This window comes from Flavobacterium sp. ZB4R12, from assembly GCF_048276375.1.
Lineage (GTDB): Bacteria > Bacteroidota > Bacteroidia > Flavobacteriales > Flavobacteriaceae > Flavobacterium > Flavobacterium gawalongense.
Genome location: NZ_JBLNKS010000014.1, coordinates 106,691 through 132,032, shown reverse-complemented (window position 1 = coordinate 132,032; position 25,342 = coordinate 106,691). Strand labels below are relative to the sequence as shown.

Sequence of the window (25,342 nt, the reverse complement as noted above, 5' to 3'; positions counted from 1 at the left end):
ACTATCTGCCGACGTTCCATATTAGAAATTTCTATCGGCCTTTTAAATCCTAAAATAACTTTACTTGTTCTCATTTAATTGTCGTTTAAATGTGTAAACCTATTTTAGGACAAGACACAGATTTAAATTTGTTCTTTTCTATTCTAATTCAAAAAGTCGTGTCCCGAAATGTCATAATCATGTTGGCTTTTTCATGTTATAATCAAAAAAACCTGTGACAATCCGTCTAATCTGTCAAATCTGTGTTCTATTCTAATGTATAAAAATTTGTGTCCACACGGTAGGCTTCCATCAGGGCTAAGGCATCCTATTAAAAAGACATATTTATTTTTCGAATCTGTCTATCAAGCTAACATCAATGTCACTTCCTGATTCAATTCTAATTCCGAATCGTGTTCAAAGAAAATCGCCCTTTTTTCAAAAGCAGCTTTAATCAAATAATGGCTTCCTTTAAAATAGCATTGTTTCACAACTACTTGTATCATTCCGTTGTCAACTACTTTCAATTGGTGTGGATACAATAAAAGCGCTTCATCATCTCCATCAAGTTCAATTAATTGAGACAATTTTAATTCATTTACTTCCCCAAAAAGAGAGGCAATGTATTTATTCACAGGGTTTTCATACAACTCTTTTGAGTTCCCTTTTGCAACCACTTTTCCATTCTGAATCACAATCGTTTCATCAGAAAAAGACAAAGCATCGGCGCTGTCATGTGTAGCAATAATACAGGTAACCCCTTTTTGTTTTAAGTAACGGAATAAATTTCTACGCAGGGAATTTTTCCTAAACGAATCAATTTGGCTAAACGGTTCGTCCAGCAAAATGATTTCTGGTTCTAATGCCAAAACTCTGGCCAAAGCCACCCTTTGTTGCTGACCACCACTTAAATATTTGGCTTTTACTTTTGCAAATTCCGTCATTTCGACCATTTCCAAAAGCTCCTGAACTCGAGCCTTTTTTTTATCCTTATAAATATTAGACAAAAACTTCCCTACATTTTCTTCGACAGTTATGTAAGGCATCAAATCAAAATCCTGAGCTAGATATTTAATATAATCTTCCCCAGGAATAAGGTTGTGTTTCGGTCCTAAAATGGGTTTCTCATTATGCGTTATTTCTCCCTCATCCAAATCATATAAGCCGTATATCAGTTTAAGTAAGGTACTTTTACCACAACCACTTTCACCAATAATAGCGGTATTTTGGCCTCTGGCAATAGTAAAACTAACATCTTCAATGACCGGTTTATCAATGTAAGTGAAGAATATATTTTTTATCTCGAGCATCATCTGTATTTAAGAGCGCAAATTTACAATGTTTAATTCAAATTCGGATACAAAAAAAGGCTGTTTCGTGAAGAAACAGCCTTTGTTTATAGTATTGTGATGCTTAGTTTTTTACTTCAGCTTCCGCATCTTTAATCATTTTTTCATTTGCAGTAATAGCAAATTCAACACGACGATTTTGGCTTCTGCCATCAACTGTTTCATTTGAAGCAATTGGATCAGCAATTCCTAAACCCGTTACTTGAAATCTACTGGAAGATACCCCTTTGCTAGTTAAATAATTTCTAACGGATACCGCTCTTTCTCCTGAAAGTTTCAAATTATATTCTGGCGTACCAGTACTATCTGTATATCCGTAAATAGTAATATTCGTATCAGGATATTCTTTAAAAACAGGAACCAATTTGTCTAAATTAGCTTTAGCCGTTGAAGTCAAAGAAGATTTATTAGTATTAAAACGCACTGCATTTTCATTCAAAACTAATTTAATTCCTTCTCCTACACGAACCACTTCAGCTCCTGGAAGTGCAGCATCAATTTCTCTTGCTTGCTTATCCATTTTGTTACCAATAACTCCACCGGCAACTCCACCAACAACTCCGCCTAAAACAGCACCTAATGCGCCTTTTCCACCTTTTCCAAGGTTATTCCCCAGAATTCCGCCTATTACGGCACCACCAGCAGCTCCAATTGCGGCTCCTCTTTGTGTTTTATTGGTATTTTTTAATGCTTCACAACTTGTAAACATGGAACCTATAATCATTAGTGTTGCTATTGCAACTATTGAAATCTTTTTCATATCTATATCTATTTTTTATTTGTTAACTTTATTAAATTGGTAAACAACATCGGTCATTTTTCCACCTACATCAATTTTATCAATCAATTGAAAAGAAGCCTCTGTTTGGTTTGCAACCATAAGGATGTAACCTTCTCTAACTTTTCTGGCTTTTTCTCCAGCATAAAGAACTTTTAGGATAAACTGACCATCTTTATTCACAAACCAAGTAATTGGTGAGTTAAATGCAGTACAACTTGCTCTTGTCAAAGCCATATTTCCTTTGTTATTGTTTGAAACAAATTTCCATGTACTTCCAACAAAACATTCTGAATCAGCAATTTGAAAAGAATTCACTTTAATATATTGTGAACCGGGATAAGTCACGGAACTTATTTCCCAGTTTCCTTTCATTGCAACTTGGGCTTTTCTATCTGTATTTGTACTTGTTACTGATGTTGACTTACAGGCAAACATCGAAACAGCTAATATGCATAATAAAATAACTTTTTTCATTTTTTAAAATTTAATGAATTAATACTTACACAAAGATACAAAGCAAACAGAACAAATTTGTTTCAGAATTAAATTATTTTATATCATAATTAACACTTCCGACAATTTGTCACTTTAACCTAAATTGGTATCTTATTTGAGTAAATAGTTCCAAATTCAAACTTAAAAATTCAAAATATGACAACTGGAAAAATTAATGTTTCGGTAGAAAACATCTTTCCCCTAATCAAGAAATTCTTGTACAGTGATCACGAAATTTTCTTGCGTGAATTGATTTCAAATGGGACTGATGCTACGCTAAAATTAAAACATTTAACAAGCATTGGCGAAGCCAAAGTAGAATATGGCAACCCAATTATCGAAGTAAAAATCGACAAGGAAGGTAAAAAACTGCACATTATCGATCAAGGTTTGGGAATGACAGCGGATGAAGTAGAAAAATACATCAACCAAGTAGCATTTTCTGGTGCTGAAGAATTTCTGGACAAATACAAAGATTCTGCTAAAGATTCTGGTATTATCGGTCATTTTGGTCTTGGTTTCTATTCAGCATTTATGGTTGCCGAAAAAGTGGAAATTATCACTAAATCTTTCAAAGACGAACCTGCAGCGCACTGGACTTGCGACGGAAGTCCTGAGTTCACATTAGAACCTGCTGATAAAACCACTCGTGGAACAGAAATTATTTTGCATATTGCTGAAGATTCTTTAGAATTTCTTGAAGATTCAAAAATTAATCAGTTATTGAATAAGTACAATAAGTTCATGCCTATTCCAATTAAATTTGGAACTAAAACAGAGAAAATTGAACAAAAAAAGGGTGAAGAAGTTGCACCAGAAGATAAAGACAAAACTTTTACAGAAGTAGAAATAGATAATATCATTAATAACCCAAATCCAGCTTGGACAAAACAACCAACAGAATTATCGGATGAGGATTATAAAAATTTCTACCATGAGTTGTATCCAATGCAATTTGAAGAACCGTTATTTCACATTCATCTAAATGTAGATTACCCGTTTAATTTAACCGGTATTTTATATTTTCCAAAATTAGGTTCTGATTTACAAATTCAGAAAGATAAAATTCAATTGTACCAAAATCAGGTTTATGTAACCGATAATGTAGAAGGAATTGTTCCTGAATTTTTAACAATGCTTAAAGGGGTAATTGATTCCCCGGATATTCCGTTGAATGTGTCTCGTTCCGGATTACAAGCTGATGCTGCCGTTAAGAAAATTTCCAATTATATTACCCGTAAAGTTGCCGATAAACTAAAATCTTTATTCAACGAAAACCGTGAAGATTTTGAAAAAAAATGGAACGACATCAAAATCGTTTTAGAATACGGAATGCTTTCTGAAGATAAATTCTATGAAAAAGCTGGTGCATTTGTTTTGTATCCTACTGTTGATAACAAATATTACACGCTTGAAGAATTAAAAGAGAAACTGGCTGTAAATCAAACAAATAAAGACGGGAAACTAGTTGTTCTATATGCCGGGAATAAAGAAGCGCAACACTCTTATATCGAAATTGCAAAAGACAAAGGATACGAGGTTTTATTATTGGATTCGCCGATTATCTCTCATTTAATTCAAAAAATTGAAGGCGATAACAGCGGAATGACTTTCGTACGTGTGGATTCAGATCATATTGATAATTTAATCAAGAAAGAGGAAACTACCATTTCTAAATTATCTGAGGAAGAACAAACTAATTTGAAAACAGTTTTAGAAACTATAGTTCCAAAACAAAACTATTCTGTACAACTGGAAGCGATGGACAGTCAAGCGGCTCCATTTATTATTACCCAACCAGAATTCATGCGTAGAATGAAAGAAATGAGTCAGTCTGGCGGTGGCGGAATGTTCGGAATGGGTAATATGCCGGAAATGTACAATTTAGTCGTAAATACCAATTCAGATTTGGCGACAACCATCCTTGCTACTGAAGACAAATCAGCTCAGGAAAGTTTGGTAAAACAAGCGTTAGACTTAGCTAAATTATCGCAAAACCTATTGAAAGGGGAAGCGTTAACGGCTTTCGTTAAAAGAAGTTTTGAGATGATAAAATAAGATTGCGTTTTTAACATCTTTGTCAAAGTTTAAAACTTTGACAAAGATTACTTTCTAAACCTGCGAGTGCAAACTTGCAGGTTTTTTTGTTAGTCAATAATGAATTTTGAATGAGAATTAAGAGGTAATAAGCAATTAAAGAAATTTAGATGAAAATATATGTGCTTAATTTTATCTAAACTAAAAAAATAGAACACGGATGACGCAGATTTTCCTATAGCTATCGGAACGGATTAACACGGATTTTAAAAAAATTCGGTGTGAAATTTGTGGCAAAAAAAAATAATTTAGATATAATTCCAAGCAAGCGCAAATTTTATTTATTCTAAATCACATATGTTTTTAGTATTAAATATGTTAAAAATAAATAGTATCTTTATTTTTTTTTAGTAAAATACCATTTCTTTTAATTTTAAAAAACAAAACCATGAGAAAAAGTTTAAATTTTATTAAGTCCACAATTGTGTCTGTGACAGTGATGACACTATTATTGGTATCGGTTAGTTGCAATCCTTCCAAAAAAGAGAAAGAAGCCACATTTGACAAAGTCGCAGCCAAGCAAGCGATAGAAAAAGAAAATCAAATTTTTACTGAAGCATTCAACAAAGGCGACTCTATAACTGCTGCCGACGGTTATGCCACTGATGCCAAGTTTATGCCGCCCAATCAGAAGCCTGTATCCGGAAAAAAGGATATTCAATCCGCAATAGCAGGATTTATCAAAGCTGGGATAGGTAATTTAACCATAAAACCTGTGGAAGTTTGGGGCGACGAAACGATGCTGGCCGTCGAAGAAGAATGGACTTTGACTGATAAAACAGGAAAAGAAACGGACCATGGAAAGTCTTTGGAATTATGGAAAATGGAAGATGGAAAATGGAAACTTTTCCGTGACATTTTTAATTCTGATTTGCCTTGCCCTCCACCTCCTCCAACCAAATAGATCATTCGAATTTTAGATATGAAACCTGCGAGTACAAACTTGCAGGTTTTTTTATGTTAATTTATTTCCATTTTCATATAAAAATTCATCAGAAATCGCATACGCTCTAAGATACTTAATCGCCTCAATTTCAGTATTTATAATTTCTAAATTATCAGAATAATGATTCGTTTCATAATGACCAAGTACTCCTTTTAGCTCCAGCCTTTAATTTGCAGTTTTGCTTTTTGTCTAAACCTAGACAATTCCTTCTCGACAGTAATTAATTTTTCTTTAGATATTTTTAGCTTTCCTTTTTTGTATTGTGACAAGTTATAAATTTCAAGTAAGTCCATCTCTTCAACTTCTTGTATTAAAATTTTTAAATTGAAAGGATTTACAACTAGTGGCAGAATGGCACTAATAGCTCTAATGATTCTTTTAACCACAGTAGGATCCTCTTTCCCCCATTGAAAAATCTGATCAAAACAAAAGTCAATAAATTCTTCAAAATTGAATTCATTTACTTGAATTTTTTTTGCCTCCAAAGTTCTTGAATCCGTAGAAGGGAATTCTCTTATTGCTAGTTCTTTTGCTATTTCTCCAATTTGATCTATACAGTTCAAACAGGTTGTGGGGTCATTAACCGCAGGAGAGATGGTCTTTATTGCAATATCTACCAGTTTTCTCACACCAAAATTAACATCTTGAGTATGACTTCTAAACAGCTTAACTTTAAAAGTTTTTTTGACAATCTCTTCGAATTCTTTCTTTAAACTATTTGTCTGATTCTGGGTAACTTCTTTACTAAAACCAATGTCAAAAGCACAGTGATATCTTTCATAATAAACTCCCCTACAATAGGTTTTTGGTAGGCGTTTTCAAAAAATAATCCAACATTCGAATTAATAATATTTTCAGTTAATCTTCCCAGTTTTTTGTAATTCACACTATCCAGATAACCCGTTTCAAATGGACTTATAATTTTTATTTGAAATTTATCCGGGTTTATTTTTGATCGTTTATAAAGCAAATTTTTTCCAACACTCCAATTTTCTTGATATAACACATTTATCTCTTCAATCATTTCCGATTTTATTCGGTGAGTTATAGTGGAGACATTCATGTTTATGCTTAAAGTAGGTAATCATATTAGGATAAGACCATATCAAACAATAAAAAGCCAAAAAAGAACCTATTGAAAGTGTTAAAAGAAAAGGTGTTTGGTAAAAAAAACAGACGCTAATTGAGGCAATATACACAATGAAATCGTGCCAACGAATAATCCGATAAATTTTTGTGTTTTAATATCATTTCCTAAAAAATGTCTTAAAATTCTCGGTGAAAATTGAGAAGATGCCAATTGCATTACAACAAAAATAACGGAGAAAGTAGTTAGTGAAATCCCAATAAGAATAGAGATTAAAACATTGGAAACAGCAATCAACCGATTGTAAATGGCAACTTCATTGATTTTAAATTTTAATCCAAAATCAACATAATAATCAACCGTCAGTAAAACGGAACCAATAATAAACGCATAAATACCACTCGTAAATGTTGCTATATATTTGATCTGATGTTCAAATATATTCTTGATCTGACGTCTAAGTTTTTGTGTCATAATGTAAATTTCAAATAGGTAAATTTAACACAAATAGGGCTATAATTTTAGTCTTGATTTCCAATAGATATTTTCATTTACTATATCATGGCTATTTTCAATAAAAATCGACTACGATCTATAATTAAATAAATCCTTTATTAAAAGTTTATGGATTAGTAGCCTCTTATTAATAGGATGTTATTTACTTTTGTTTAACAATCTTCAGGATACAATCAATCTTTGATCATTGCTTTTTTAAAGCAATTTTAAATTTTTAAAATCAATTTTAATACAACAAAAAATGACTTTACATATTGAAACTCCAGCCCTGCTTTTCTCAGCCACATCATTAATTTTATTGGCCTACACAAACCGGTTTTTGACAGTTGCAACCATTGTTAGGGGACTAAAAAAAACATACAAGGAGAAAGAGAATAAAATGATTTTATTGGAAATCAGAAACCTCAACTTACGCTTAACACTCATTCGTTATATGCAAATGTCTGGAGTCATGAGTTTATTTCTATCGGTTTTTGCCATGATGCTGTTATTCCTGGAACAACAATTATTTGGTATTTATATTTTCGGATTGAGCTTACTTGGCTTGCTTATTTCTTTGGGGTTGTCATTTTGGGAAATTAATATTTCAGTAGATGCACTACGCTTGCATTTGAGTGACTTGGTGGATAAAGGGGGCAAAATAACATAGTGAACTCTTGGCTCTTTTAGATGTAACTTTTAAATTGTTATTTTAAACAAAGTCAAAGGTTCAAATCTTAACTCCTAATTTATAATTCATAACTAGCAACTAAATCCTATCTTTGCCCGCTTTTTAAAATGGAATAAATGATAAAGAATAGTGTATTAAAAGGAGTTTTTTTAGTGGGTCTTGGTGCAGCGAGCTATGGAATGTTAGCTACGTTTGTAAAAATGGCTTATAGCGAAGGTTTTACCACTCCCGAAGTGACAATAGCTCAGTTTGTATATGGAATTCTGGGAATGCTGCTTATCAATATCTTTCAAAAAGCTAAAAAAGGAAATGATGTTGTAAAAGCCTCGAAAAAAAACATTTTTCAATTGATGCTTGCCGGAACTTCTCTGGGAATGACCAGCGTTTTTTATTATTTGGCCATCAAATACATTCCTGTTTCAATTGCCATTATTTTATTGATGCAAACAGTTTGGATGGGCGTTTTATTCGAAATGATTTTAGAAAAAAAAACACCTTCCACCCAAAAAATCATATCGGTAATCATTGTATTAATTGGAACTGCACTTGCTACAAATCTCATTCAAAGCAAAGTCGATTTTGACTGGCGCGGAATCATTTTAGGACTTTTATCAGCGGCTTCCTTTACCACAACTATGTTTACCGCGAATCGTGTGGCGACACATGTTTCTTCGGCACAACGCAGTTTGTTTATGCTGTTGGGTGGAGCAATAATTGTATTTGGTTTTGCACTTGCAACACAAACTGCCCCTTTTAATTTTGATATTTTCATCAAATGGGGAATTGTACTGGCCCTTTTTGGGACGGTAATTCCGCCCTTATTGTTTAATGCCGGTTTCCCTCTTACCGGAATTGGATTAGGAAGTATTGTGTCCGCATTAGAACTTCCGGTTTCGGTATTAATGGCTTATTTTCTTTTAAGCGAAAAAGTAAATACGATACAATGGTTTGGAATTGTTTTAATTATTTTGGCCATTGTGATCATGAATGTGAATTTTGAGAAAACAACCTGATTTCCATTTAAAGCTAAAATTATTAATGCAATTGTACTAATTGTATTAATAATTTTATTAAATTCGTGACAAACAACTTGTTATGATTTTACCTTGGCATTTGTATGCAATGGATTGATTTATAAAAATCTACTGCAGGATAATTCAGAAGTATAGCTTTTTAAAAATTATATATTCCGAAGAGAAAAATGAAACGACAACGTTACGTTTTTCTCTTTATTTTTGTAAAATGAATTCACTATTTCAATCGGAACCGATACATCTCAATTTGCCAGATGCAGAAATTATTTATTATCCTGCTTTTTTTAACAAAGAAGAAGCCGATAGCATTTATGCGGAGCTGATAAATGAAATTCCTTGGCAACAGGATGAAATTCGAGTTTTCGGTAAAATTCATGCGCAACCTCGATTGACAGCTTTATTTGGAAACGAAGGAAAGCCGTATTCCTATTCGAATATAAAAATGCAACCCCATCCTTGGAATTTACTTTTGCAAAAGATAAAATCACAAATTGAAAGTATTTCCGACACGAATTTCACTACCGTTTTACTCAATTATTATCGCGACGGAAAAGACAGTAACGGTTGGCACGCCGATAACGAAAAAGAATTAGGAACAAATCCTGTAATTGCCTCGGTGAGTTTTGGTGCCGAACGCACCTTTCAATTAAAACACAATTCCGACAAAGACCAGAAAAAAAGTATCGTTCTGGAACACGGGAGTTTATTGTTAATGAAAGGAACCACACAGCATTTCTGGAAACATCAAATCCCGAAAACTGCTAAACCCACAACTCCCAGAATAAATCTTACCTTTCGGGTAATCAAATAGATATTTTCTGCAAAAAATCATTAGATTTGAACTAAACCACTATGGACTAAAAATCCATAGATTTGGTTGGCAGACTGAAAGTCTGCAAGAATGAAAAATGTAATACTTAAACACGAATTTCACTAATTTTCACAAATTAATTCGTGGTAATTTGTGAAATTCGTGTTTGATTTTTTTTAGAAGCTAAAAGCGAAATGCACTAAAGTGCATAGTTTTAAACTATGCTTGCGGCCAATAAATACTCGAATTATGAATGAAATTATTGCTTATTTTTCAACCATTCCTTCCTCCCATAGAAGCTTAATTCTTGTGTGTGGAATCACTATTTTTTGGTTAATAGAAAATGCTTTTCCGCTTTTTAATTTCAATTATAAAAAGTGGCATCATGCGAGCATCAATATTTTTCTGACGTTCACGACTATCATTGTCAATTTTTGTCTGGCTTTTATTTTATTAAAATCTGCCGATTGGACAATTGCTAATAACTTTGGAATTTTACAATGGCTTCCGCAAATGTCACTATGGCTATATGCTCTTGTTGGATTACTTTTACTGGATTTAATAGGCGCATATTTAGTGCATTTAGTAGAACATAAAACAAAATTTCTATGGCGTTTTCACTTAATTCATCATACCGATACTTGGATAGACACAACCTCTGCAAATAGACATCATCCGGGAGAAAGCGTAATCCGTTTTGTCTTTACCACTCTGGGTGTTTTAATCGTAGGAAGTCCCATGTGGATGATTTTCCTATACCAAACTTTATCCGTTGTTGCTACCCAATTTAATCATGCCAATATTTCGCTTCCAAAAAAATTAGATACCATTTTGAGCTATTTTATCGTCTCTCCAGACATGCATAAAGTACACCACCACCATGTGTTACCGTATACCGATAGTAATTACGGGAATATATTTTCGGTTTGGGATCGTCTTTTTGGCACCTTTATGGCGCTACCAAAAGAAGAAATTGTATACGGAATTGATACACATAGGAATCCGAAAGAGCACAACCAACTGAAAAATTTGCTCAAAATACCGTTTCAAAAACCCCGTTCAACAGAAAACAACTAAAAACAATAAAAAAAATGACCTTTTGATAAGAAGTAATTATTTTTTTTCTTAATATTGGAATATAATTAGAATTGACATTTATTAATCATTAACAACTTATTTGAATTAATTTTCACGTGATGAAAAAGAGTAACCGCAAAGAATTGAACTGGGAACAAACAGAAAAACTTGTTACATTAGCCTTAGAGGAAAAAAATCCTTTTGAAATTATCAAAAAAGAATTTGGTTTGGCTGAAAAAGAGGTTCTTGAGATCATGAAAAAGAAGATGCCTGCAGAAAAATTTGAAATGTGGAAAAAGAAAGCTACTGCAAATAAACCAAAACCAAAACCCGTTAAAATAGATGATTTTGATGAAGATTTGGATGGTAAATACTATATAAAAAACAAATTGGATTAAAAACGAAACTCCTGTAATTCAGGAGTTTTTTTGTTTTTAAATACAATCTTTTATAAATGCAATTATGGTTTCAGTAATATCAAAAGACGGCATATCTATTTTTAAAATCAAAGGATTGCACAAAATTTGGGCAATGGAAAGTAAAATTGTTGTTTCTAAAGCAAGAATCATTAGAGCCTATCAAAACAAAGAAGAATTTACGTTTTGGAAAGGCTTCAGAATGCCCGGAACATAAATTCCTGGCTTGATAGCCGCTGGAACATTTTATAAAAAAGGCAGAAATTTTTGGGATGTGATGAATAAAAACAAAGCTATAATTATAGAATTGGAAAATCATCATTACAAAAAACTAATTATTGAAGTCGAAAATCCAGAAGCAACCTTACAGTTACTAAATGCGCAACATTAAATAGCATCCTTTCCGATTTTTTTTCATCCCTACCATAAAAAAATATTTTTTAAATCAATAGAAACTGTAACATTTTTATGGTACAAAGGACTTATCCCTAAAATAAAAACCAACGAAAATGAAAAGAATAATTTTTTCACTTGCATTTGCTTCTGTTCTTTGGAGCTGTAAAACCGCTAGCTCATCTGTTACTGCTGCTGCAAAACAACAAATCGAGGTTACTATCAACCTAAATGACGTAAAAGAGGACAAAGTACTTGTTACGGTTGCATCACCAAAAAACTATACTGACGAAGTTACCTACAGCATTCCTAAAACCGTTCCCGGAACTTATTCAATAGATGATTACGGAAAATACATAGACGATTTGAAAGCGTATGATGCTAAAGGAAATGTACTTCCAGTTTCTAAAACTGATGACAACACCTGGAACATCAAAAATGCAAAATCATTAGTAAAAATAACCTACTTGGTAAATGACACTTTTGATGTTGAAAAAACTCATGAAATTTTTTCCCCAGCGGGAACAAATATTGATGCCGACAAAAACTTTATGCTAAACATGCATTGTTTTGTAGGTTATTTTCAAGACAAGAAAGACCTGCCATACAACGTTACCATAACACATCCTGCAGCACTTTGGGGCGCTACTTCAATGACTGACCTGGATGTAAGTACCACAAATGATAAATTCATAACGCCACATTATGCTGAATTGGTAGAAAACCCTATCATGTACGCTAAACCAGATTACACCACTTTTACTGTTGACGGTATGGAAATACTGATTGGGGTATATTCTCCAACTGGAAAAGTTACTGCCGAAAGCATTACTCCGGAGATGAAAACCATGATGACTGCCCAAAAGAACTTTTTAGGCAAAATAAATGCTACGAAAAAATACAGTGTCTTGTTGTATCTGTCAAGCATGACAGAAAGTGACGCAAAGGGATTTGGCGCTTTAGAACATCCCACGGCAACGACAGTAGTTTTTCCTGAGATGATGCCAAAAGAAGAATTAGTAAAAGCGATGAAAGATGTAGTTTCACACGAATTCTTCCATATCGTAACTCCTTTATCCATTCATTCTAAAGAAATTCAATATTTTGATTACAATGCCCCAAAAATGTCTCAACACTTATGGATGTATGAAGGCGTAACAGAATATTTTGCCAACCTTTTTCAAATTAACCAAGGTTTAATTGATGAGAAAGAGTTTTACACGCGTTTGGCTGAAAAAATAACTCGTGCAAACACCATGAATGACACTATGCCTTTTACAACTATGAGTGCGAATGTATTGACACAACCGTACAAAGACCAATATTTGAATGTGTATGAAAAAGGGACTCTTATTGGAATGTGTTTGGATATTATAATTCGAGAAAAAAGCAATGGAGAAAGAGGAATTCTTGATTTGATGCAAAAACTATCGAGTGAGTACGGTCCGACAAAACCATTTAATGATGAGGAGCTTTTCGCAAAAATCACAGCTTTAACGTATCCGGAAGTAGGTTCTTTTTTAACTACTTATGTATCTGGACCAACTCCAATTCCTTATGAAACCTATTTGGCAAAAGTAGGGGTTACAAAATCTACCGAAAAAACTCCGGGGAATGTTTTCTTAAAAGGAAGAGTGCCATACATTACGGTAAATCCTGAAAATAAAGAGATTATTGTTATTCCGAATATGGAATTGATCGATTTTTACAAAAGCTTAGACCTTAGAGGAGGTGATATTATATTAGCAATAAACGAAAAATCATATTCTCTTGATAATATCTATGAAATGATTTCTGAAAGTCAAAACTGGAAAGAAAACGATGCTATTTCCATAAAAATAAAACGCGACGGCAAAGAGCAAACACTTAAAGGAAAAGTAAAATTTCCTTACGAAGAAAAAGATAGTCTCAAAGCAACCGATTCTTCCGCAAACAAAGTAAAAGAAGCTTGGTTGAAAGGATAATCTGAAAAACAATTAATAAAATCCCAATTTAGAAATAGATTGGGATTTTTTTTGTAAAATTTAGATGCGTTGCCAAATCATTCCAACAATTTTCTTTATTTTGCGCCAAAATATAAACACAAATGAAATCGCCATGATTCAATCCCGAAGCTTCGGGACAAATCATAATAAAGAATGGCGATACCATGTTCCAAAAAAAAAACAAATATTAACTTCACATGAAAAAATCTATTATTGCATTCGTTACCCTTTTACTTTTGTCATCTTGTAACGAAAAGGGATCAAAAACAAACTTACATATTACCGGAAATATTAAGGGATTAAAAAAAGGAACTTTATACATTCAAAGAGTGGTGGACACCACTCTTGTTGCTATTGACACTATTAACATCGACGGAAGTGCTGCTTTTGAAAGTGACTTAGAATTAAAATCTCCTGAAATGCTTTATTTATTTCTGGACAGGGGTGTGAGCAATTCATTGGACAATAACCTCTCGTTTTTTGCTGAACCGGGAAATATAACTATTGAAACTAGTTTAGACGGCTATCTTTCTGGCGCAAAAATTACAGGATCAAAAAATAACGATTTGTATGAAGAATACAAAAAAATAAATTCACGTTTTAGAGATGAAGAACTTACTTTAATTGAACAAAAATTCAATGCCATTAAAAGTAATAACCCAAAAGCGATTGACAGTTTAAGCGCAAAGCAGGATTCTAATATAAAACGAAAGTATTTATTTGCCACTAACTTTGCGATAAACAATAGAAACTACGATGTAGCACCATATATTGCCTTATCAGAGATCTATGATATCAATATTAAATACTTAGATACGATTCAAAAATCAATGTCTCCAAAAGTAGCGCAATCGCTTTATGGAAAAAAATTGACTAAATATGTTGCATCAATCAAAAATCAGAAATAATATCGATACAATACCTCATTTTTTCTGAATTTATATCTTAAAAACAAAAACCGTCCCGATAAATCGGGACGGTTTTTTTTAACTTTGAATTAAATTTAATTGTTCCTTCTTAATAAAAAAGAAAAAAACCATCTAACAAATATTAGATGGTTTATTAAAGAGCCGGCGGAGGGACTCGAACCCACGACCTGCTGATTACAAATCAGCTGCTCTAGCCAACTGAGCTACGCTGGCGACTCATTACGGGTGCAAATATAAGTCTGAATTTCTATTTTCCAAAATAAATTCAAACTTTTTTTGCGATTTTTTTTACTACAATTCGTTGATTTTAGCAATCAATTGATTAGCAGTTTGTTCCAATTCAACATTGATTTGTTTGAAGTGTGCTTTTTTATCTTCTACCTTTTTAGCGTTTACTTTTGTGATTAAAGCGTCAAAAGCAGCAATAGCTTCGTCAATTAAAGCATTCGTTTCTGTTGTTGGTTTTCCTGTTGTAGAAATTTCGAACAAGTAAACTGCTTCAATAATATCTCCTAAAACGTAGTTGATGTCTTTCTTTAAATTCTTAACGTTTGCCATTTTTATTTTTTTAAAATTTGAATTTTAATTTGCGTCTGCAAAAGTACACATAATCTTTCTATTACCGACTATGAAATGTAAATTTCTAAAATTGAAGCTTTTCCATTGAGAATGAATGCATTCATTGCAGCAGGAATCAAAACGGTGTCCCCTTTTTTATATTCCAATTTTGAATTGCCATATTCCATTTCAAATGTTCCTTCCACACACATATAAACTGTAAAAGTCTTTCCTGATTTAGAAACCGTAATTTCTCCATCTAACGGAATAAAATTGGTCGTAAAATAAGGACAATCCACAACTCTATTGGATTCGTTTGCGTTTTTAGTATATTCTTTTTTGGTTTCTACTTTATTATAGTTAATAGCGTCTAAAGCCAAATCGACATGCAATTCTCTTGTATTTCCTTGTGCATCTTCCCTGTCAAAGTCATAAAGACGGTAGGTTATGTCCGATGTTTGCTGAATTTCGGCAACAACCAGTCCAGCACCAATAGCGTGAACCGTTCCTGTTTCCAAAAAGAAAACATCACCTGATTGTACTTGTACATCATCCAGAATAGAAAGTAAGGTTTTATTTTTTAGATTTTCTAAATAGTCGTTGGCATCTGATTTTTCTTTAAATCCAACAATTATTCTAGCGTCATCATCAGCTTGCATGATGTACCACATTTCAGTTTTTCCAAAAGAATTATGTCGTTTTTTGGCCAACTCATCGTTAGGATGAACTTGTATAGACAAATCTTCACGAGCATCCAGATATTTGAAAAGCAATGGAAATTGTTTGCCAAATCTGGCATGAACTGCTGTTCCTAAAATTTCGTTTGGACATTCATTAATCAGAGTAGTCAAAGATTTTCCTTTCCATTCGCCATTGGCTACAACACTCACATCGCCTTCTACGGTCGATAGCTCCCAGCTTTCGCCAGTTATTTTTGATGTAATCGGTTTATTAAGTACCGTTTTTAGTTTTTCGCCTCCCCAAATTCTTTCTTTCAGAATGGGTTCAAATTGTAATGGATAAAATTTCATGTTACTTTTTTTATGTATTGCAAATTTGCATAATCTATATCATTTCCGCAAACTAGTCTTCCGTTCACTCTTAAAAAAAATGGCCGTAAAGTGGGGATAAAATGCAAATTAAGATAAAAACACAAAACGTATCTAATACGATTTAGTCACTCTATGATACTAATCTTTTAATGGTTTCAAGTGCTTTAGGCATGTGTTTAGTGGCAAACATGCTATCAAAAATTAATTGAATAATTCCGTTCTTATCTGTTACATACGTTACACGTCCGGGAATTAATCCAAGCATTTGAGAGTGAACACCAAAAAGCTTTTTAATTTTTTTATCAGGGTCTGACAAAAGAAGAAAAGGCAGTTTATATTGTTTGGTAAATTCTTGATGGGAAGTAACACTATCTGTGCTGACACCTATTATCTCGGCACCTAAATCCTTAAAATCTTCATATTGATCTCTAAAACTGCAGGCTTGAGCGGTACAGCCTGGTGTATTGTCTTTTGGATAAAAATAAATAACAAGCGGTTTATGTCCTACTATGCTTTGACTGTCAAAATCATTGCCATTGGTGTCTTTTGCTTTAAAATTTGGGATTTTATCTCCTACTTTTAGTCCCATTATTCCCCTTTGTAGGTTACAAAATTTCGAGGCGTTTCATAAAGAACGACTTCCAATTCAAATTGTGGTTTGATTCTTTTTCTGATTCTATTCCAAATTACCACTGCGATATTTTCGGCTGTTGGATTTAAATCCTGAAACTCCAGCACATCGAGATTAAGATTTTTATGATCAAACCGATCCTCAACTTCTTCTTTAATGATTTCGCTCAGGAATTTCACATCCATGACAAATCCGGTTTCAGGGTCAATTTCACCGGTTACACCAACAATCAATTCGTAGTTGTGGCCATGATAATTAGGATTGTTGCATTTGCCAAAAACAGCATCGTTTTGCTCGAAAGTCCAGTCTTTTCTATATAATCTATGTGCCGCATTAAAATGGGCTTTTCGTGAAATAGTAACTCTCATGTTAATTTATGGTGTTAACCTTCAGCTGTGCTCAAGGGTGACAATTAGATTTTTAATTTACAATTTCAGATTACTGCATTCTGAAATTTTATACCTGCAATCTTACACTTTATGTTCTTCAAGGAAATGATAAAATTCATCGAAGATTATTTTGAACCAAACGGTATATCGTTCCGGATGAATTTCCATATCGATTTTTACATCCTCAATTTTCATCCATTTCCAGTCTTCGACTTCTTCCGTATTTATTTTTGGATTATCGTTATAATATCCTATCATAACATGATCGAGTTCGTGTTCGGTCAAGCCATTATCAAAAGGAGCTTTGTATATAAAATGGAAAAGCTCTTTAAGTTCCGTTTCAAAACCCATTTCTTCATACAATCTTCGGCTTCCCGCCTCAATATTAGATTCTCCTTCACGCTGATGACTGCAACAGGTATTGGTCCACAATAAAGGGGAATGGTATTTTTGATGCGCCCGTTGTTGCAGCATAATTTCATTTGTACTGTTTAATATAAAAACGGAAAAAGCACGATGCAAAATGGCTTTTTCATGCGCTTCAAGCTTTGGCATCAACCCAATTTGCACATCATTTTCGTTAACTAATATTACGTTTTCTTCTTTCATAGGTGTTTTTAGCCTTACAAAAATACAAAAAAGATAATTATCGAAGGGGGCTTTAACGTTCTGTTTCGATTTGTTGAAGCGAAATCATTTTGAAGAAAGCCAAATAAAATACAACCCCATCTATTTCTTTTGTATTTTTATAATCAAATATAAATACTGCAATGCATACTATAAACATCCGAAAAGCACATCCTAACGATTTAGAAAAACTCCTGGAATTCGAACAGGGGATTATTATTGCCGAACGTCCTTTTGACCCTACTTTAAAAGAGGAAAAAATCCATTATTACGACATTGAAAAAATGATTTCAGCATCTCATATTGAAGTATTGGTAGCCGAAATGGATTCGGAGATTATTGGTTCCGGATATGCGCGAATAGAGACCGCAAAACCGTATTTGAATCATGAAACATATGGGTATTTAGGATTTATGTACACTGATCCGAATCACAGAGGAAAAGGAGTAAATGCCAGAATTATTGAAGCACTCAAGGACTGGTGCCGTTCTCAATATATAGTTGAACTTCGACTGGATGTTTATAATGACAACAGTCCGGCAATTACAGCGTATGAAAAAGTGGGGTTCAAAAAACACTTAATAAACATGCGAATGGGTTTATAGCAATACGTTTTTTTTAATTACAAATCCAAGAACGATTTTTTTACGTAAATAACACTAGTTAAAACTTACTTAAATCGCTATTAATTTGTAAAGTAGGCGACACATTGTAGTGAAAAACCGCTTTACATTTGTAGAACAAAAAAGAAAAATATGAAAACAACAACCCGTTTTTTAAGCGCATTATTTTTGCTCCCATTATTCATCTTTACTGCCTGTGGGCAAAATACAAACAACCAAAACAACAAAAAAAAAACTTCTGGCATGGAAAATCCGATCAACAAACCCGAAAACCCATATTACTCCAATACAGACACCACAAAACTAAACCTTACGGATGCCGAATGGAAAAAGGTATTACCTGAAGATGTTTACGAAGTAATGCGACATGCGGACACCGAAAGACCATTTACAGGAAAATATTGGAACACGGATGAAAAAGGAACCTATTATTGCGCTGCTTGTGGAAATAAATTATTCCGTTCCGGAGCCAAATTTTCAAGCAGTTGCGGTTGGCCCAGTTTTTTTGAACAAGACAATAAAAACAGTATTGTTTATAAAACTGACAATTCACTTGGAATGGAAAGAATTGAAGCCCTTTGCGGCAGATGCGGTGGTCATTTAGGACATCTTTTTGATGATGGACCTGCGCCAACCGGAAAAAGATATTGCATGAATTCTATAGCCCTTGACTTTATACCTGACACAAAATAATATGAAGAATTTATTTTTAATTGGTCTATTGACAACACTGAGTCTGTTGGGACAAAACAACACAACTGGCAAAGCCACAAAACAATCCAATCTCGAAACCATCACTTTAGCCGGGGGCTGTTACTGGTGCGTCGAAGCGGTTTATGAGAATCTAAACGGAGTAAAATCAGCGGTATCAGGATATGCAGGTGGTAAAATTGCGAATCCTACTTACGAGGATGTTTCCACCGGAAGATCGGGTTATGCCGAAGTGGTGCAAATCACGTATGATAAAACGGTAACGAATCTGGACGAAATTTTCAAAGTTTTCTTTACTGTTCACGACCCAACAACATTAAACCGTCAGGGTGCTGATACCGGAACACAATACCGTTCGTCCATTTTTTATAAAAATCAGGAACAAAAAGTAGCGGCGCAAGCAATTATCAATGCGTTGAAAAAAGCGAAAGTATATGACAGTCCCATAGTAACGACATTGGAACCGCTGACCAAGTTTTATAAAGCCGAAGCGTACCATCAGAATTATTATGCAAACAATAAAAATCAACCCTATTGCCAAATGGTCATTCAACCCAAAATAGAAAAATTTGAAAAACTATTTAAAAACCGATTGAAAAAGAAAATATGACAGTCCGCAATATGTTCCAAAGGATAAAATATGACACACAGATAACACGGATTGAACGGATTTTGCACAGATTTAAATAACAGTTTGATTCACCAAGTAAAAAAATCCGTATAAATCGGTATAATCTGTACAATCTGTACAATCTGTGGGCTAATATTTATGCTTTATAAATGTACAAACGACGAAAATTGTATTCGAAATGATTTTAGTCCGCATTACGGATAGTCATAAAAGAAAAAATAACAATTATAAAGAACCGTCTCGTTTAATGTAATAAGACGGTTTGTTTTACCTCCCTGTAAGAGAATCCATTACAATAAATTGTTTTCTGGCACTGAAATTCATATATTTACACTACATATCAATCTCTTAAACACTATATTATGCATAACGGACATCACTTTTGGGGAATGCATTTATTGTGGTGGATATTTTGGGTAATCCTGGTAATATGGATATTCGCAACTCCTTATAACATTCCTGGTCAACGAACAAAAAACGACACCCCATTGGACATTCTAAAAAAAAGATTTGCCAAAGGAGAAATTACGAAAGAAGAATTCGACGAAAAAAAGAAATTTCTTGATGAGAATTAAATAACAACCTTCACTTCATTAAACGCAATGAAGAAGTATTAACCGTTCTATTTTAATTCTAGAATAAAACGGTTAATAAATATTTTTAAAAGATGAAAGCGCTTAAAAAATATTTAAAAAAACGAAAATGCACCATTAGCTTTCTTTTGGAAAAACAGCAACAATCCTACACACCCGATACTTTTCATGCACTCAGAGTAGAAATCAAAAAGCTTAATGCTTTATTTAATTTGGCAAATTATTATTCCAAAGGATTTAAGAAAAAAAAGACTTTCAAACCCTTCAAACGTATTTTTCGTCAGGCAGGAAAAGTAAGAGAGCTTCAGGTGGAAGAATCCCTGCTTGAGGAATATTTTGCTTTCAATTTACTTCCGGAATACAAGGATCATTTAAAAAAGCTCCTAACCAGAGAACTAAAAGTTTTTTTCTTGATTACAAATAACGGTTTATCTCAAACTCTAAAAAAAAAGTATCGCAAAATTGTTCCTTTGCTTGCCAAAACAAGTAAAAAAAAGGCGAACCGTTATATGGATAAAAAAAGAACTAAAATTGAAAAATTACTCCGTCAAAATGCCTTAAAAAGCAAACAAATTCACCCACTTCGCAAGCGATTAAAAGAATATGAGTATAGCTATAAAAGTCTGAATTATGGCAAGCAAAACAAGCTGACCAGAAGCAATCTTATTTTACCGGAACTACTTGGAGAATGGCACGATAACCGGATAATTATCAAACATTTGAAAAAAGTGATAGATTCCGGTGAAATCAATCCAAATGAAAGCGCTCAACTTGAAAACATCAAAGCATCATTTACTTTCGAAAATGAATTGTTATTTCATAAAATAAATGCAACTTTACCCTGTAGTCGTTTATAGAAACGGTTGAAATAATAGAATTAGTTGAGTCGATAAGAACCGAAACATGATTTTATATAGAAATAGCCAAAATTGATTCTATTTCCTGTTTTTATTAGTCAAATAATAATTAGAAACAATACAAATCTTTTGAATTTGAATTTATCAACTTTGCAAGCTTTTGAAATCAAAGTAATACTATCGAAATACAACAGCTTTTGTAACCTTTTCAAAGTATAAAAAATTATAGCTATAAAACTAAAATAGAATATGTATGGGTGAAAATAATTACAAAGAGTTATTCAATCACGCTCCGGCATTGTTATTAGTTTTAGATACTAATTTTACAATAATCGCAGTTACTGATGCTTTCTTGGAAGTCACGATGACGGAAAGAAAAAATGTTTTAGACAAGAATATTTTTGATGTATTTCCTATTAACCCTGATGATATAAATCCCGATGGAGAAAAAAAGATACGTGCTTCTTTTAATAGTGTGATTAAAAATAAGCGAACCGATACTCTACCGGTTCAAAAATGCGATATTAAAAAACCGGTGGCCGATGGCGGTGGGTTTGAAGTTAGATATTGGAAAGTAAGTCACTCTCCCATATTAGATGCTGATAATAATGTAAAATATATCATCCAGCGTGGGGAAGATATCACCGAAAATCAAGAACTTATTTCCAACATTCAGGAATTAAAAAAAAATAATGAAAAGCTGACAGAATCCTGTGAATTTACCGAAGCAATCATTGATACTATTCATGAAACCATGATTATACTCAATAAAGATTTATTACAACAAACTACACAACAGTATTTTACAAAACAAATACGTAAAATAAATATATTCCTTTTACTATTTTTTGTAAATTAGTAGTCCCCAAAAAAAGTTGCTTTTTGTGTTGACAACACTGATAAAAACAAAAATAAAGAGCTAACGATTATTGAAAAGGCAAAACCCTGAAAGCCACAATTCAGCCTTTTTCAAATTGAGAAGCATTCACTTGTTTATAAATTAAATTTCGCACGATTAACATAATTTTATTTGCATCATAAAAAACGTGACAAAATAGTATTAAAAAAATGGACAATGCGACCATTGCCCACTATATGTTTAATCAATAAAAATGAAATAAAATGAAAACAATTAAAAAGATTTCGATGTCGTTGCTCGTTGGATTATTCCTGATGATGAGTACAGGTATGCATGCACAAGACCCTATGAAAGCTGGTCCGAAAGTGTATAAAAAAATCCTCCTTGACAATGATAAAGTGAGGGTCATGTCGGCAGAATTTGCCCCAGGCGCAACAATGCCATGGCATAGCCACCCTCATCACACCGTGTATGCTTTGACCGGTGGTAAAATTCAAATCACAGAAAAAGGCAAGCCGGCAACCACATCCAATATCAAGGCAGGAGAAGTACTGTATTTCCCACCCGTAATGCACATGGCAAAAAACACAGGAACTACCACATTCAAGATTGTTGTGACAGAAATAAAACCTGCTCCGAAAAAATAACAGATTTTATTTAAAAAATTATAATGAAGCAGCCTGTATCGGGCTGTTTCCTTTTTAAAAGCAATGGATTGATTGATAAAAAAATTAATTTCCAATACTCTCTTTTATCATCAACGCACATTTCTCGCCATCGATTGCCGCCGAGATAATTCCACCAGCATAACCTGCTCCTTCACCACAGGGATACAAGCCTTTTATTTGTACGTGCTCGTAAGTCAACGGATCTCTGGGAATACGCACTGGCGAAGAAGTTCTTGATTCCGGTGCGTGAAGTATGGCTTCATTGGTCAAATAACCGCGCATGGATTTCCCAAATTCAGAAAAACCTTCTCGCAATATTTGCGTTAAAAACCCGGGAAAAACCTGCCCCATTTCAACGGATGTCGTTCCGGGAACATAGGACGTTTTCGGAATTTCGGAGGAAACTTTATTTTGGGTAAAATCGATCATGCGCTGCGCAGGAACTTTTTGGGTTTTCCCAGCCAAATGCCATGCTTTTTGCTCGATACTTTTTTGGAATTCCATTCCGGCTAAAGCACCAAATTTGGCAAACGGTTTAAAATCTTCCAATTTTAACTCGATTACAATTCCGGAATTGGCAGTAGCCTGATCCCTTTTGGATGGCGACCAACCATTGGTAACCACTTCACCAGGACTGGTGGCACAAGGTGCAATCACGCCACCGGGACACATACAAAAAGAATACATTCCTCTACCGCCCACTTGCTTCACAATAGAATACGGTGCCGGAGGCAAAAGTTCCCCACGATAATCGCAACTGTACTGAATACTGTCAATTAACGATTGTGGATGCTCGGCTCTTACACCTAAGGCAAAAGGCTTGGCTTCGATAAAAATCTGCTTTCGGTCCAATAATTCGAAAATATCTCGGGCAGAATGTCCTGTAGCCAAGATTATTTTGTTAGCAAGAATCGTATCTCCGTTTTGAGTAACAATTCCTTGCACTTCATTATTTTTTACCAAAATATCGGTTAGTCGTGTTTCAAACAAAACCTGTCCGCCACATGCAATGATTTTCTCCCGAATGTCCTGAATAATTTGAGGCAATTTATTAGTTCCAATATGCGGATGCGCTTCAATCAGAATATCTTCCGAAGCCCCAAAAGCCACTAATAACTCCAAAATTCTCGTTACATCACCACGTTTTTTAGAACGAGTATATAATTTTCCGTCCGAATAGGTTCCTGCCCCACCTTCGCCAAAACAATAATTAGAATCTTCATTGACAAGATGATCGACATTGATGGCTTTCAAATCTCTTCTTCTGCCTCTAACATCTTTTCCACGCTCAATAACTATGGGTTTCAAACCCAACTCTATCAATTGCAAAGCGGCAAAAAGTCCGGCGGGACCAGCGCCTATCACGATTACTTCCTGAGCTGCAGCCACATATTTATAATCGGGAAGTTGGAATTTATGTTCCTGAAAAGGTTCTCCTTTCAAATAGATTGCCACTTTCAAATTGATTTTTATCGCTTTTTGACGCGCATCAATCGAGCGTTTTAAAATAGAAACATGCTGAATTTCATTTACAGAAACTTTAATTTGCTTCGACAAATAGTCTTTTAGCAACGATTCATTCGCCGCTATTTCTGGTGATACTTGTAAGAGGAGTTCTTGAGGCATTTTTTTATTCTAAAGGCATTAAGGGAATAATTTATAGATATTTTCTCTTTTTACAAATCGAGCCATTTCTATTGTTTTTCCATTGAAATAAAATCCCAATCGATATTTTCCAATTCGCATTCTATAAGCTTCCGGATGCCCTTTAAGTTTTTTTATGTTTGATAAATTATTAAGATTATCGGCTAATTTAAAATCATTAATCACATCGAAAAGTTGCTTTTTCAAAGTAACATCATTTAATTTTTGCAAATCTTTCATGAAATTTTTTAAATATTCAACTTCCATTATTTCAATGCGTTGAAAATTTCTTCTTCACTCACTTTATCAGTTCTATCGGCTTCTTGCATCAATAATAACAATCCTAAATCTTCTTTTTCGTCATCCGTTAGCTTATTAAAGCGTTCTAATTCTTTATTTTTGACATAAGATTGCACCGCATTTTCCATCAATGCTTTGACGCTTAATTTTTCAAAGACCGAAATCATTTTTAACTTTGTTAATGTAATTTCGTCTAAATCAATTAATTTTCTCATTAGAATTAAATTTTATACAAAAGTACATGATATATACAATATATACAAAATCTATTAACTTAAACTTTGTAACTTTGGCGCATTGAAACTTTGAAAGTCATAAAAATGTCCAGAAAAATAAAACTGATATGGGATTTCCGTGGATCTGCTTCCGCAAAAACTGCCGAGCACCACGAAATTCATTTGAAAGAATATATCGCAATTGAAAAATTACCCTTGAATATCACGGGTTTTGAAATTCATGGCGAAATGCAAGCCATCGCTTTTATGGTGGTTACCGACGAAAATATGATTCAGGTAAGAGACGCTTTGAAACCGCATCGAGGAGAGGTTTTTTAGTGTTCAGTGGTCAGCTTTTTAGTGTTCAGTTGTTTTCTGTTTTAATTGGATTGACTACTAAAAAAGTGTTCGTTTTTTTT

General features: G+C 33.6%; 33 protein-coding genes and 1 tRNA gene. 19 read left to right on the top strand and 15 right to left on the bottom strand.

The genetic code is table 11. The annotated features are described in order from the left end of the window. Positions 1 to 344: 344 nt before the first annotated feature. From ACNO7W_RS11835 to ACNO7W_RS11825, 3 genes are all read right to left on the bottom strand, one after another. Positions 345 to 1,289 carry an ABC transporter ATP-binding protein gene (locus tag ACNO7W_RS11835; RefSeq protein WP_417938290.1) on the bottom strand — a complete coding sequence of 315 codons (945 nt, stop codon included), beginning with the start codon at positions 1,287 to 1,289 and terminating at the stop codon, positions 345 to 347. A 103-nt stretch (positions 1,290 to 1,392) separates the two neighbouring features. Further along, positions 1,393 to 2,088: an OmpA family protein gene (locus ACNO7W_RS11830; RefSeq protein ID WP_143385834.1), complete on the bottom strand. Its 696-nt coding sequence runs from the start codon at positions 2,086 to 2,088 to the stop codon at positions 1,393 to 1,395. A gap of 15 nt (positions 2,089 to 2,103) precedes the next feature. Then, complete coding sequence (locus ACNO7W_RS11825) at positions 2,104 to 2,583, bottom strand: lipocalin family protein (protein WP_143385833.1); 480 nt, start codon at positions 2,581 to 2,583, stop codon at positions 2,104 to 2,106. A 177-nt stretch (positions 2,584 to 2,760) separates the two neighbouring features. Here ACNO7W_RS11825 and htpG point away from each other — a divergent pair, with 177 nt between their 5' ends. Together htpG and ACNO7W_RS11815 are read left to right on the top strand one after the other, a co-directional pair. Next, on the top strand, positions 2,761 to 4,662 hold the full coding sequence (gene htpG, locus ACNO7W_RS11820; protein ID WP_417938289.1) for a molecular chaperone HtpG: 1,902 nt from the start codon (positions 2,761 to 2,763) through the stop codon (positions 4,660 to 4,662). A gap of 427 nt (positions 4,663 to 5,089) precedes the next feature. Next, the gene (locus tag ACNO7W_RS11815) at positions 5,090 to 5,605 is read left to right on the top strand and encodes a YybH family protein (protein ID WP_417938288.1); all 516 of its coding nucleotides are present in this window, start codon (positions 5,090 to 5,092) and stop codon (positions 5,603 to 5,605) included. Between the two features lie 194 nt (positions 5,606 to 5,799). On the opposite strand, the gene ACNO7W_RS11810 is transcribed toward ACNO7W_RS11815, so the two are convergent. From ACNO7W_RS11810 to ACNO7W_RS11800, 3 genes are all read right to left on the bottom strand, one after another. Next, positions 5,800 to 6,312, bottom strand: coding sequence for a DUF2254 family protein (locus tag ACNO7W_RS11810; RefSeq protein ID WP_417938296.1), 513 nt, complete (start codon positions 6,310 to 6,312; stop codon positions 5,800 to 5,802). Between the two features lie 44 nt (positions 6,313 to 6,356). Then, positions 6,357 to 6,671, bottom strand: coding sequence for a hypothetical protein (locus ACNO7W_RS11805; RefSeq protein ID WP_417938287.1), 315 nt, complete (start codon positions 6,669 to 6,671; stop codon positions 6,357 to 6,359). A gap of 120 nt (positions 6,672 to 6,791) precedes the next feature. After that, the gene (locus ACNO7W_RS11800) at positions 6,792 to 7,208 is read right to left on the bottom strand and encodes a DUF2254 family protein (protein WP_417938286.1); all 417 of its coding nucleotides are present in this window, start codon (positions 7,206 to 7,208) and stop codon (positions 6,792 to 6,794) included. 283 nt (positions 7,209 to 7,491) lie between these two features. Between ACNO7W_RS11800 and ACNO7W_RS11795 the strand changes: the two genes are divergently transcribed. From ACNO7W_RS11795 to ACNO7W_RS11755, 9 genes are all read left to right on the top strand, one after another. Further along, positions 7,492 to 7,899, top strand: coding sequence for a DUF2721 domain-containing protein (locus ACNO7W_RS11795; protein ID WP_314897159.1), 408 nt, complete (start codon positions 7,492 to 7,494; stop codon positions 7,897 to 7,899). Between the two features lie 137 nt (positions 7,900 to 8,036). Further along, positions 8,037 to 8,933 carry an EamA family transporter gene (locus ACNO7W_RS11790; RefSeq protein WP_417938285.1) on the top strand — a complete coding sequence of 299 codons (897 nt, stop codon included), beginning with the start codon at positions 8,037 to 8,039 and terminating at the stop codon, positions 8,931 to 8,933. A 229-nt stretch (positions 8,934 to 9,162) separates the two neighbouring features. Beyond that, positions 9,163 to 9,765 (top strand): alpha-ketoglutarate-dependent dioxygenase AlkB, encoded by a 603-nt coding sequence (locus tag ACNO7W_RS11785; RefSeq protein WP_314897161.1) that lies wholly within the window; start codon positions 9,163 to 9,165, stop codon positions 9,763 to 9,765. A gap of 249 nt (positions 9,766 to 10,014) precedes the next feature. Continuing rightward, positions 10,015 to 10,842: a sterol desaturase family protein gene (locus ACNO7W_RS11780; protein WP_417938284.1), complete on the top strand. Its 828-nt coding sequence runs from the start codon at positions 10,015 to 10,017 to the stop codon at positions 10,840 to 10,842. A 119-nt stretch (positions 10,843 to 10,961) separates the two neighbouring features. Beyond that, positions 10,962 to 11,240, top strand: a complete 279-nt coding sequence (locus tag ACNO7W_RS11775; protein ID WP_035670363.1) for a DUF2805 domain-containing protein — start codon at positions 10,962 to 10,964, stop codon at positions 11,238 to 11,240. A gap of 64 nt (positions 11,241 to 11,304) precedes the next feature. Further along, positions 11,305 to 11,475: a hypothetical protein gene (locus ACNO7W_RS11770; RefSeq protein WP_185963050.1), complete on the top strand. Its 171-nt coding sequence runs from the start codon at positions 11,305 to 11,307 to the stop codon at positions 11,473 to 11,475. A gap of 9 nt (positions 11,476 to 11,484) precedes the next feature. Continuing rightward, the gene (locus ACNO7W_RS11765; protein ID WP_185963051.1) at positions 11,485 to 11,649 is read left to right on the top strand and encodes a hypothetical protein; all 165 of its coding nucleotides are present in this window, start codon (positions 11,485 to 11,487) and stop codon (positions 11,647 to 11,649) included. Positions 11,650 to 11,767: 118 nt separating this feature from the next. Further along, positions 11,768 to 13,615, top strand: a complete 1,848-nt coding sequence (locus tag ACNO7W_RS11760; RefSeq protein ID WP_417938283.1) for a peptidase M61 — start codon at positions 11,768 to 11,770, stop codon at positions 13,613 to 13,615. Positions 13,616 to 13,833: 218 nt separating this feature from the next. Beyond that, a complete protein-coding gene (locus ACNO7W_RS11755) occupies positions 13,834 to 14,544 on the top strand; it encodes a DUF4369 domain-containing protein (protein WP_417938282.1) in 711 nt (236 codons plus the stop codon). Between the two features lie 160 nt (positions 14,545 to 14,704). Here the strand turns inward: ACNO7W_RS11755 and ACNO7W_RS11750 are convergent. From ACNO7W_RS11750 to idi, 6 genes are all read right to left on the bottom strand, one after another. After that, positions 14,705 to 14,778, bottom strand: a tRNA-Thr gene (locus ACNO7W_RS11750). Between the two features lie 78 nt (positions 14,779 to 14,856). Further along, a complete protein-coding gene (locus tag ACNO7W_RS11745) occupies positions 14,857 to 15,123 on the bottom strand; it encodes a hypothetical protein (protein WP_073209770.1) in 267 nt (88 codons plus the stop codon). A 68-nt stretch (positions 15,124 to 15,191) separates the two neighbouring features. Beyond that, on the bottom strand, positions 15,192 to 16,154 hold the full coding sequence (locus ACNO7W_RS11740) for a type I phosphomannose isomerase catalytic subunit (protein ID WP_417938281.1): 963 nt from the start codon (positions 16,152 to 16,154) through the stop codon (positions 15,192 to 15,194). Between the two features lie 151 nt (positions 16,155 to 16,305). Next, positions 16,306 to 16,764 (bottom strand): peroxiredoxin, encoded by a 459-nt coding sequence (locus ACNO7W_RS11735; RefSeq protein ID WP_417938280.1) that lies wholly within the window; start codon positions 16,762 to 16,764, stop codon positions 16,306 to 16,308. Further along, positions 16,764 to 17,174 carry a 6-pyruvoyl trahydropterin synthase family protein gene (locus ACNO7W_RS11730; RefSeq protein WP_417938279.1) on the bottom strand — a complete coding sequence of 137 codons (411 nt, stop codon included), beginning with the start codon at positions 17,172 to 17,174 and terminating at the stop codon, positions 16,764 to 16,766. Before ACNO7W_RS11730 ends, ACNO7W_RS11735 begins: the two co-directional genes overlap by 1 nt. A 102-nt stretch (positions 17,175 to 17,276) precedes the next feature. Further along, complete coding sequence (gene idi / locus ACNO7W_RS11725) at positions 17,277 to 17,804, bottom strand: isopentenyl-diphosphate Delta-isomerase (protein ID WP_143385814.1); 528 nt, start codon at positions 17,802 to 17,804, stop codon at positions 17,277 to 17,279. A gap of 161 nt (positions 17,805 to 17,965) precedes the next feature. On the opposite strand from idi, the gene ACNO7W_RS11720 reads away from it, so the two are divergent. The 7 genes from ACNO7W_RS11720 (at position 17,966) to ACNO7W_RS11690 (ending at position 22,743) form a co-directional block, all read left to right on the top strand. Further along, complete coding sequence (locus ACNO7W_RS11720; protein ID WP_417938278.1) at positions 17,966 to 18,427, top strand: GNAT family N-acetyltransferase; 462 nt, start codon at positions 17,966 to 17,968, stop codon at positions 18,425 to 18,427. Positions 18,428 to 18,577: 150 nt separating this feature from the next. Next, complete coding sequence (gene msrB / locus ACNO7W_RS11715) at positions 18,578 to 19,138, top strand: peptide-methionine (R)-S-oxide reductase MsrB (RefSeq protein WP_417938277.1); 561 nt, start codon at positions 18,578 to 18,580, stop codon at positions 19,136 to 19,138. A gap of 1 nt (position 19,139) precedes the next feature. After that, positions 19,140 to 19,766, top strand: coding sequence for a peptide-methionine (S)-S-oxide reductase MsrA (gene msrA, locus ACNO7W_RS11710; RefSeq protein WP_417938276.1), 627 nt, complete (start codon positions 19,140 to 19,142; stop codon positions 19,764 to 19,766). Between the two features lie 383 nt (positions 19,767 to 20,149). Continuing rightward, positions 20,150 to 20,362 (top strand): SHOCT domain-containing protein, encoded by a 213-nt coding sequence (locus ACNO7W_RS11705; protein ID WP_143385810.1) that lies wholly within the window; start codon positions 20,150 to 20,152, stop codon positions 20,360 to 20,362. 92 nt (positions 20,363 to 20,454) lie between these two features. Next, positions 20,455 to 21,237, top strand: coding sequence for a CHAD domain-containing protein (locus tag ACNO7W_RS11700; RefSeq protein WP_417938275.1), 783 nt, complete (start codon positions 20,455 to 20,457; stop codon positions 21,235 to 21,237). 253 nt (positions 21,238 to 21,490) lie between these two features. Continuing rightward, positions 21,491 to 22,096, top strand: coding sequence for a PAS domain S-box protein (locus ACNO7W_RS11695; protein WP_417938274.1), 606 nt, complete (start codon positions 21,491 to 21,493; stop codon positions 22,094 to 22,096). A 287-nt stretch (positions 22,097 to 22,383) separates the two neighbouring features. Further along, entirely contained in the window at positions 22,384 to 22,743 is a 360-nt protein-coding gene (locus ACNO7W_RS11690; RefSeq protein WP_185963053.1) for a cupin domain-containing protein, read from the top strand. A gap of 84 nt (positions 22,744 to 22,827) precedes the next feature. On the opposite strand, the gene ACNO7W_RS11685 is transcribed toward ACNO7W_RS11690, so the two are convergent. Genes ACNO7W_RS11685 through ACNO7W_RS11675 form a run of 3 tightly spaced genes read right to left on the bottom strand, consistent with a single transcriptional unit; the run spans position 22,828 to position 24,923 of the window. Further along, positions 22,828 to 24,390, bottom strand: coding sequence for an FAD-dependent protein (locus ACNO7W_RS11685; RefSeq protein WP_417938273.1), 1,563 nt, complete (start codon positions 24,388 to 24,390; stop codon positions 22,828 to 22,830). An 18-nt stretch (positions 24,391 to 24,408) separates the two neighbouring features. After that, on the bottom strand, positions 24,409 to 24,675 hold the full coding sequence (locus ACNO7W_RS11680) for a plasmid stabilization protein (protein ID WP_314897178.1): 267 nt from the start codon (positions 24,673 to 24,675) through the stop codon (positions 24,409 to 24,411). Beyond that, positions 24,675 to 24,923 carry a hypothetical protein gene (locus ACNO7W_RS11675; RefSeq protein WP_314897179.1) on the bottom strand — a complete coding sequence of 83 codons (249 nt, stop codon included), beginning with the start codon at positions 24,921 to 24,923 and terminating at the stop codon, positions 24,675 to 24,677. The genes ACNO7W_RS11680 and ACNO7W_RS11675 overlap by 1 nt, the downstream gene beginning before the upstream one ends. Positions 24,924 to 25,028: 105 nt before the next feature. Here ACNO7W_RS11675 and ACNO7W_RS11670 point away from each other — a divergent pair, with 105 nt between their 5' ends. Next, positions 25,029 to 25,262 (top strand): hypothetical protein, encoded by a 234-nt coding sequence (locus ACNO7W_RS11670; RefSeq protein WP_417938272.1) that lies wholly within the window; start codon positions 25,029 to 25,031, stop codon positions 25,260 to 25,262. Positions 25,263 to 25,342: the final 80 nt, after the last annotated feature.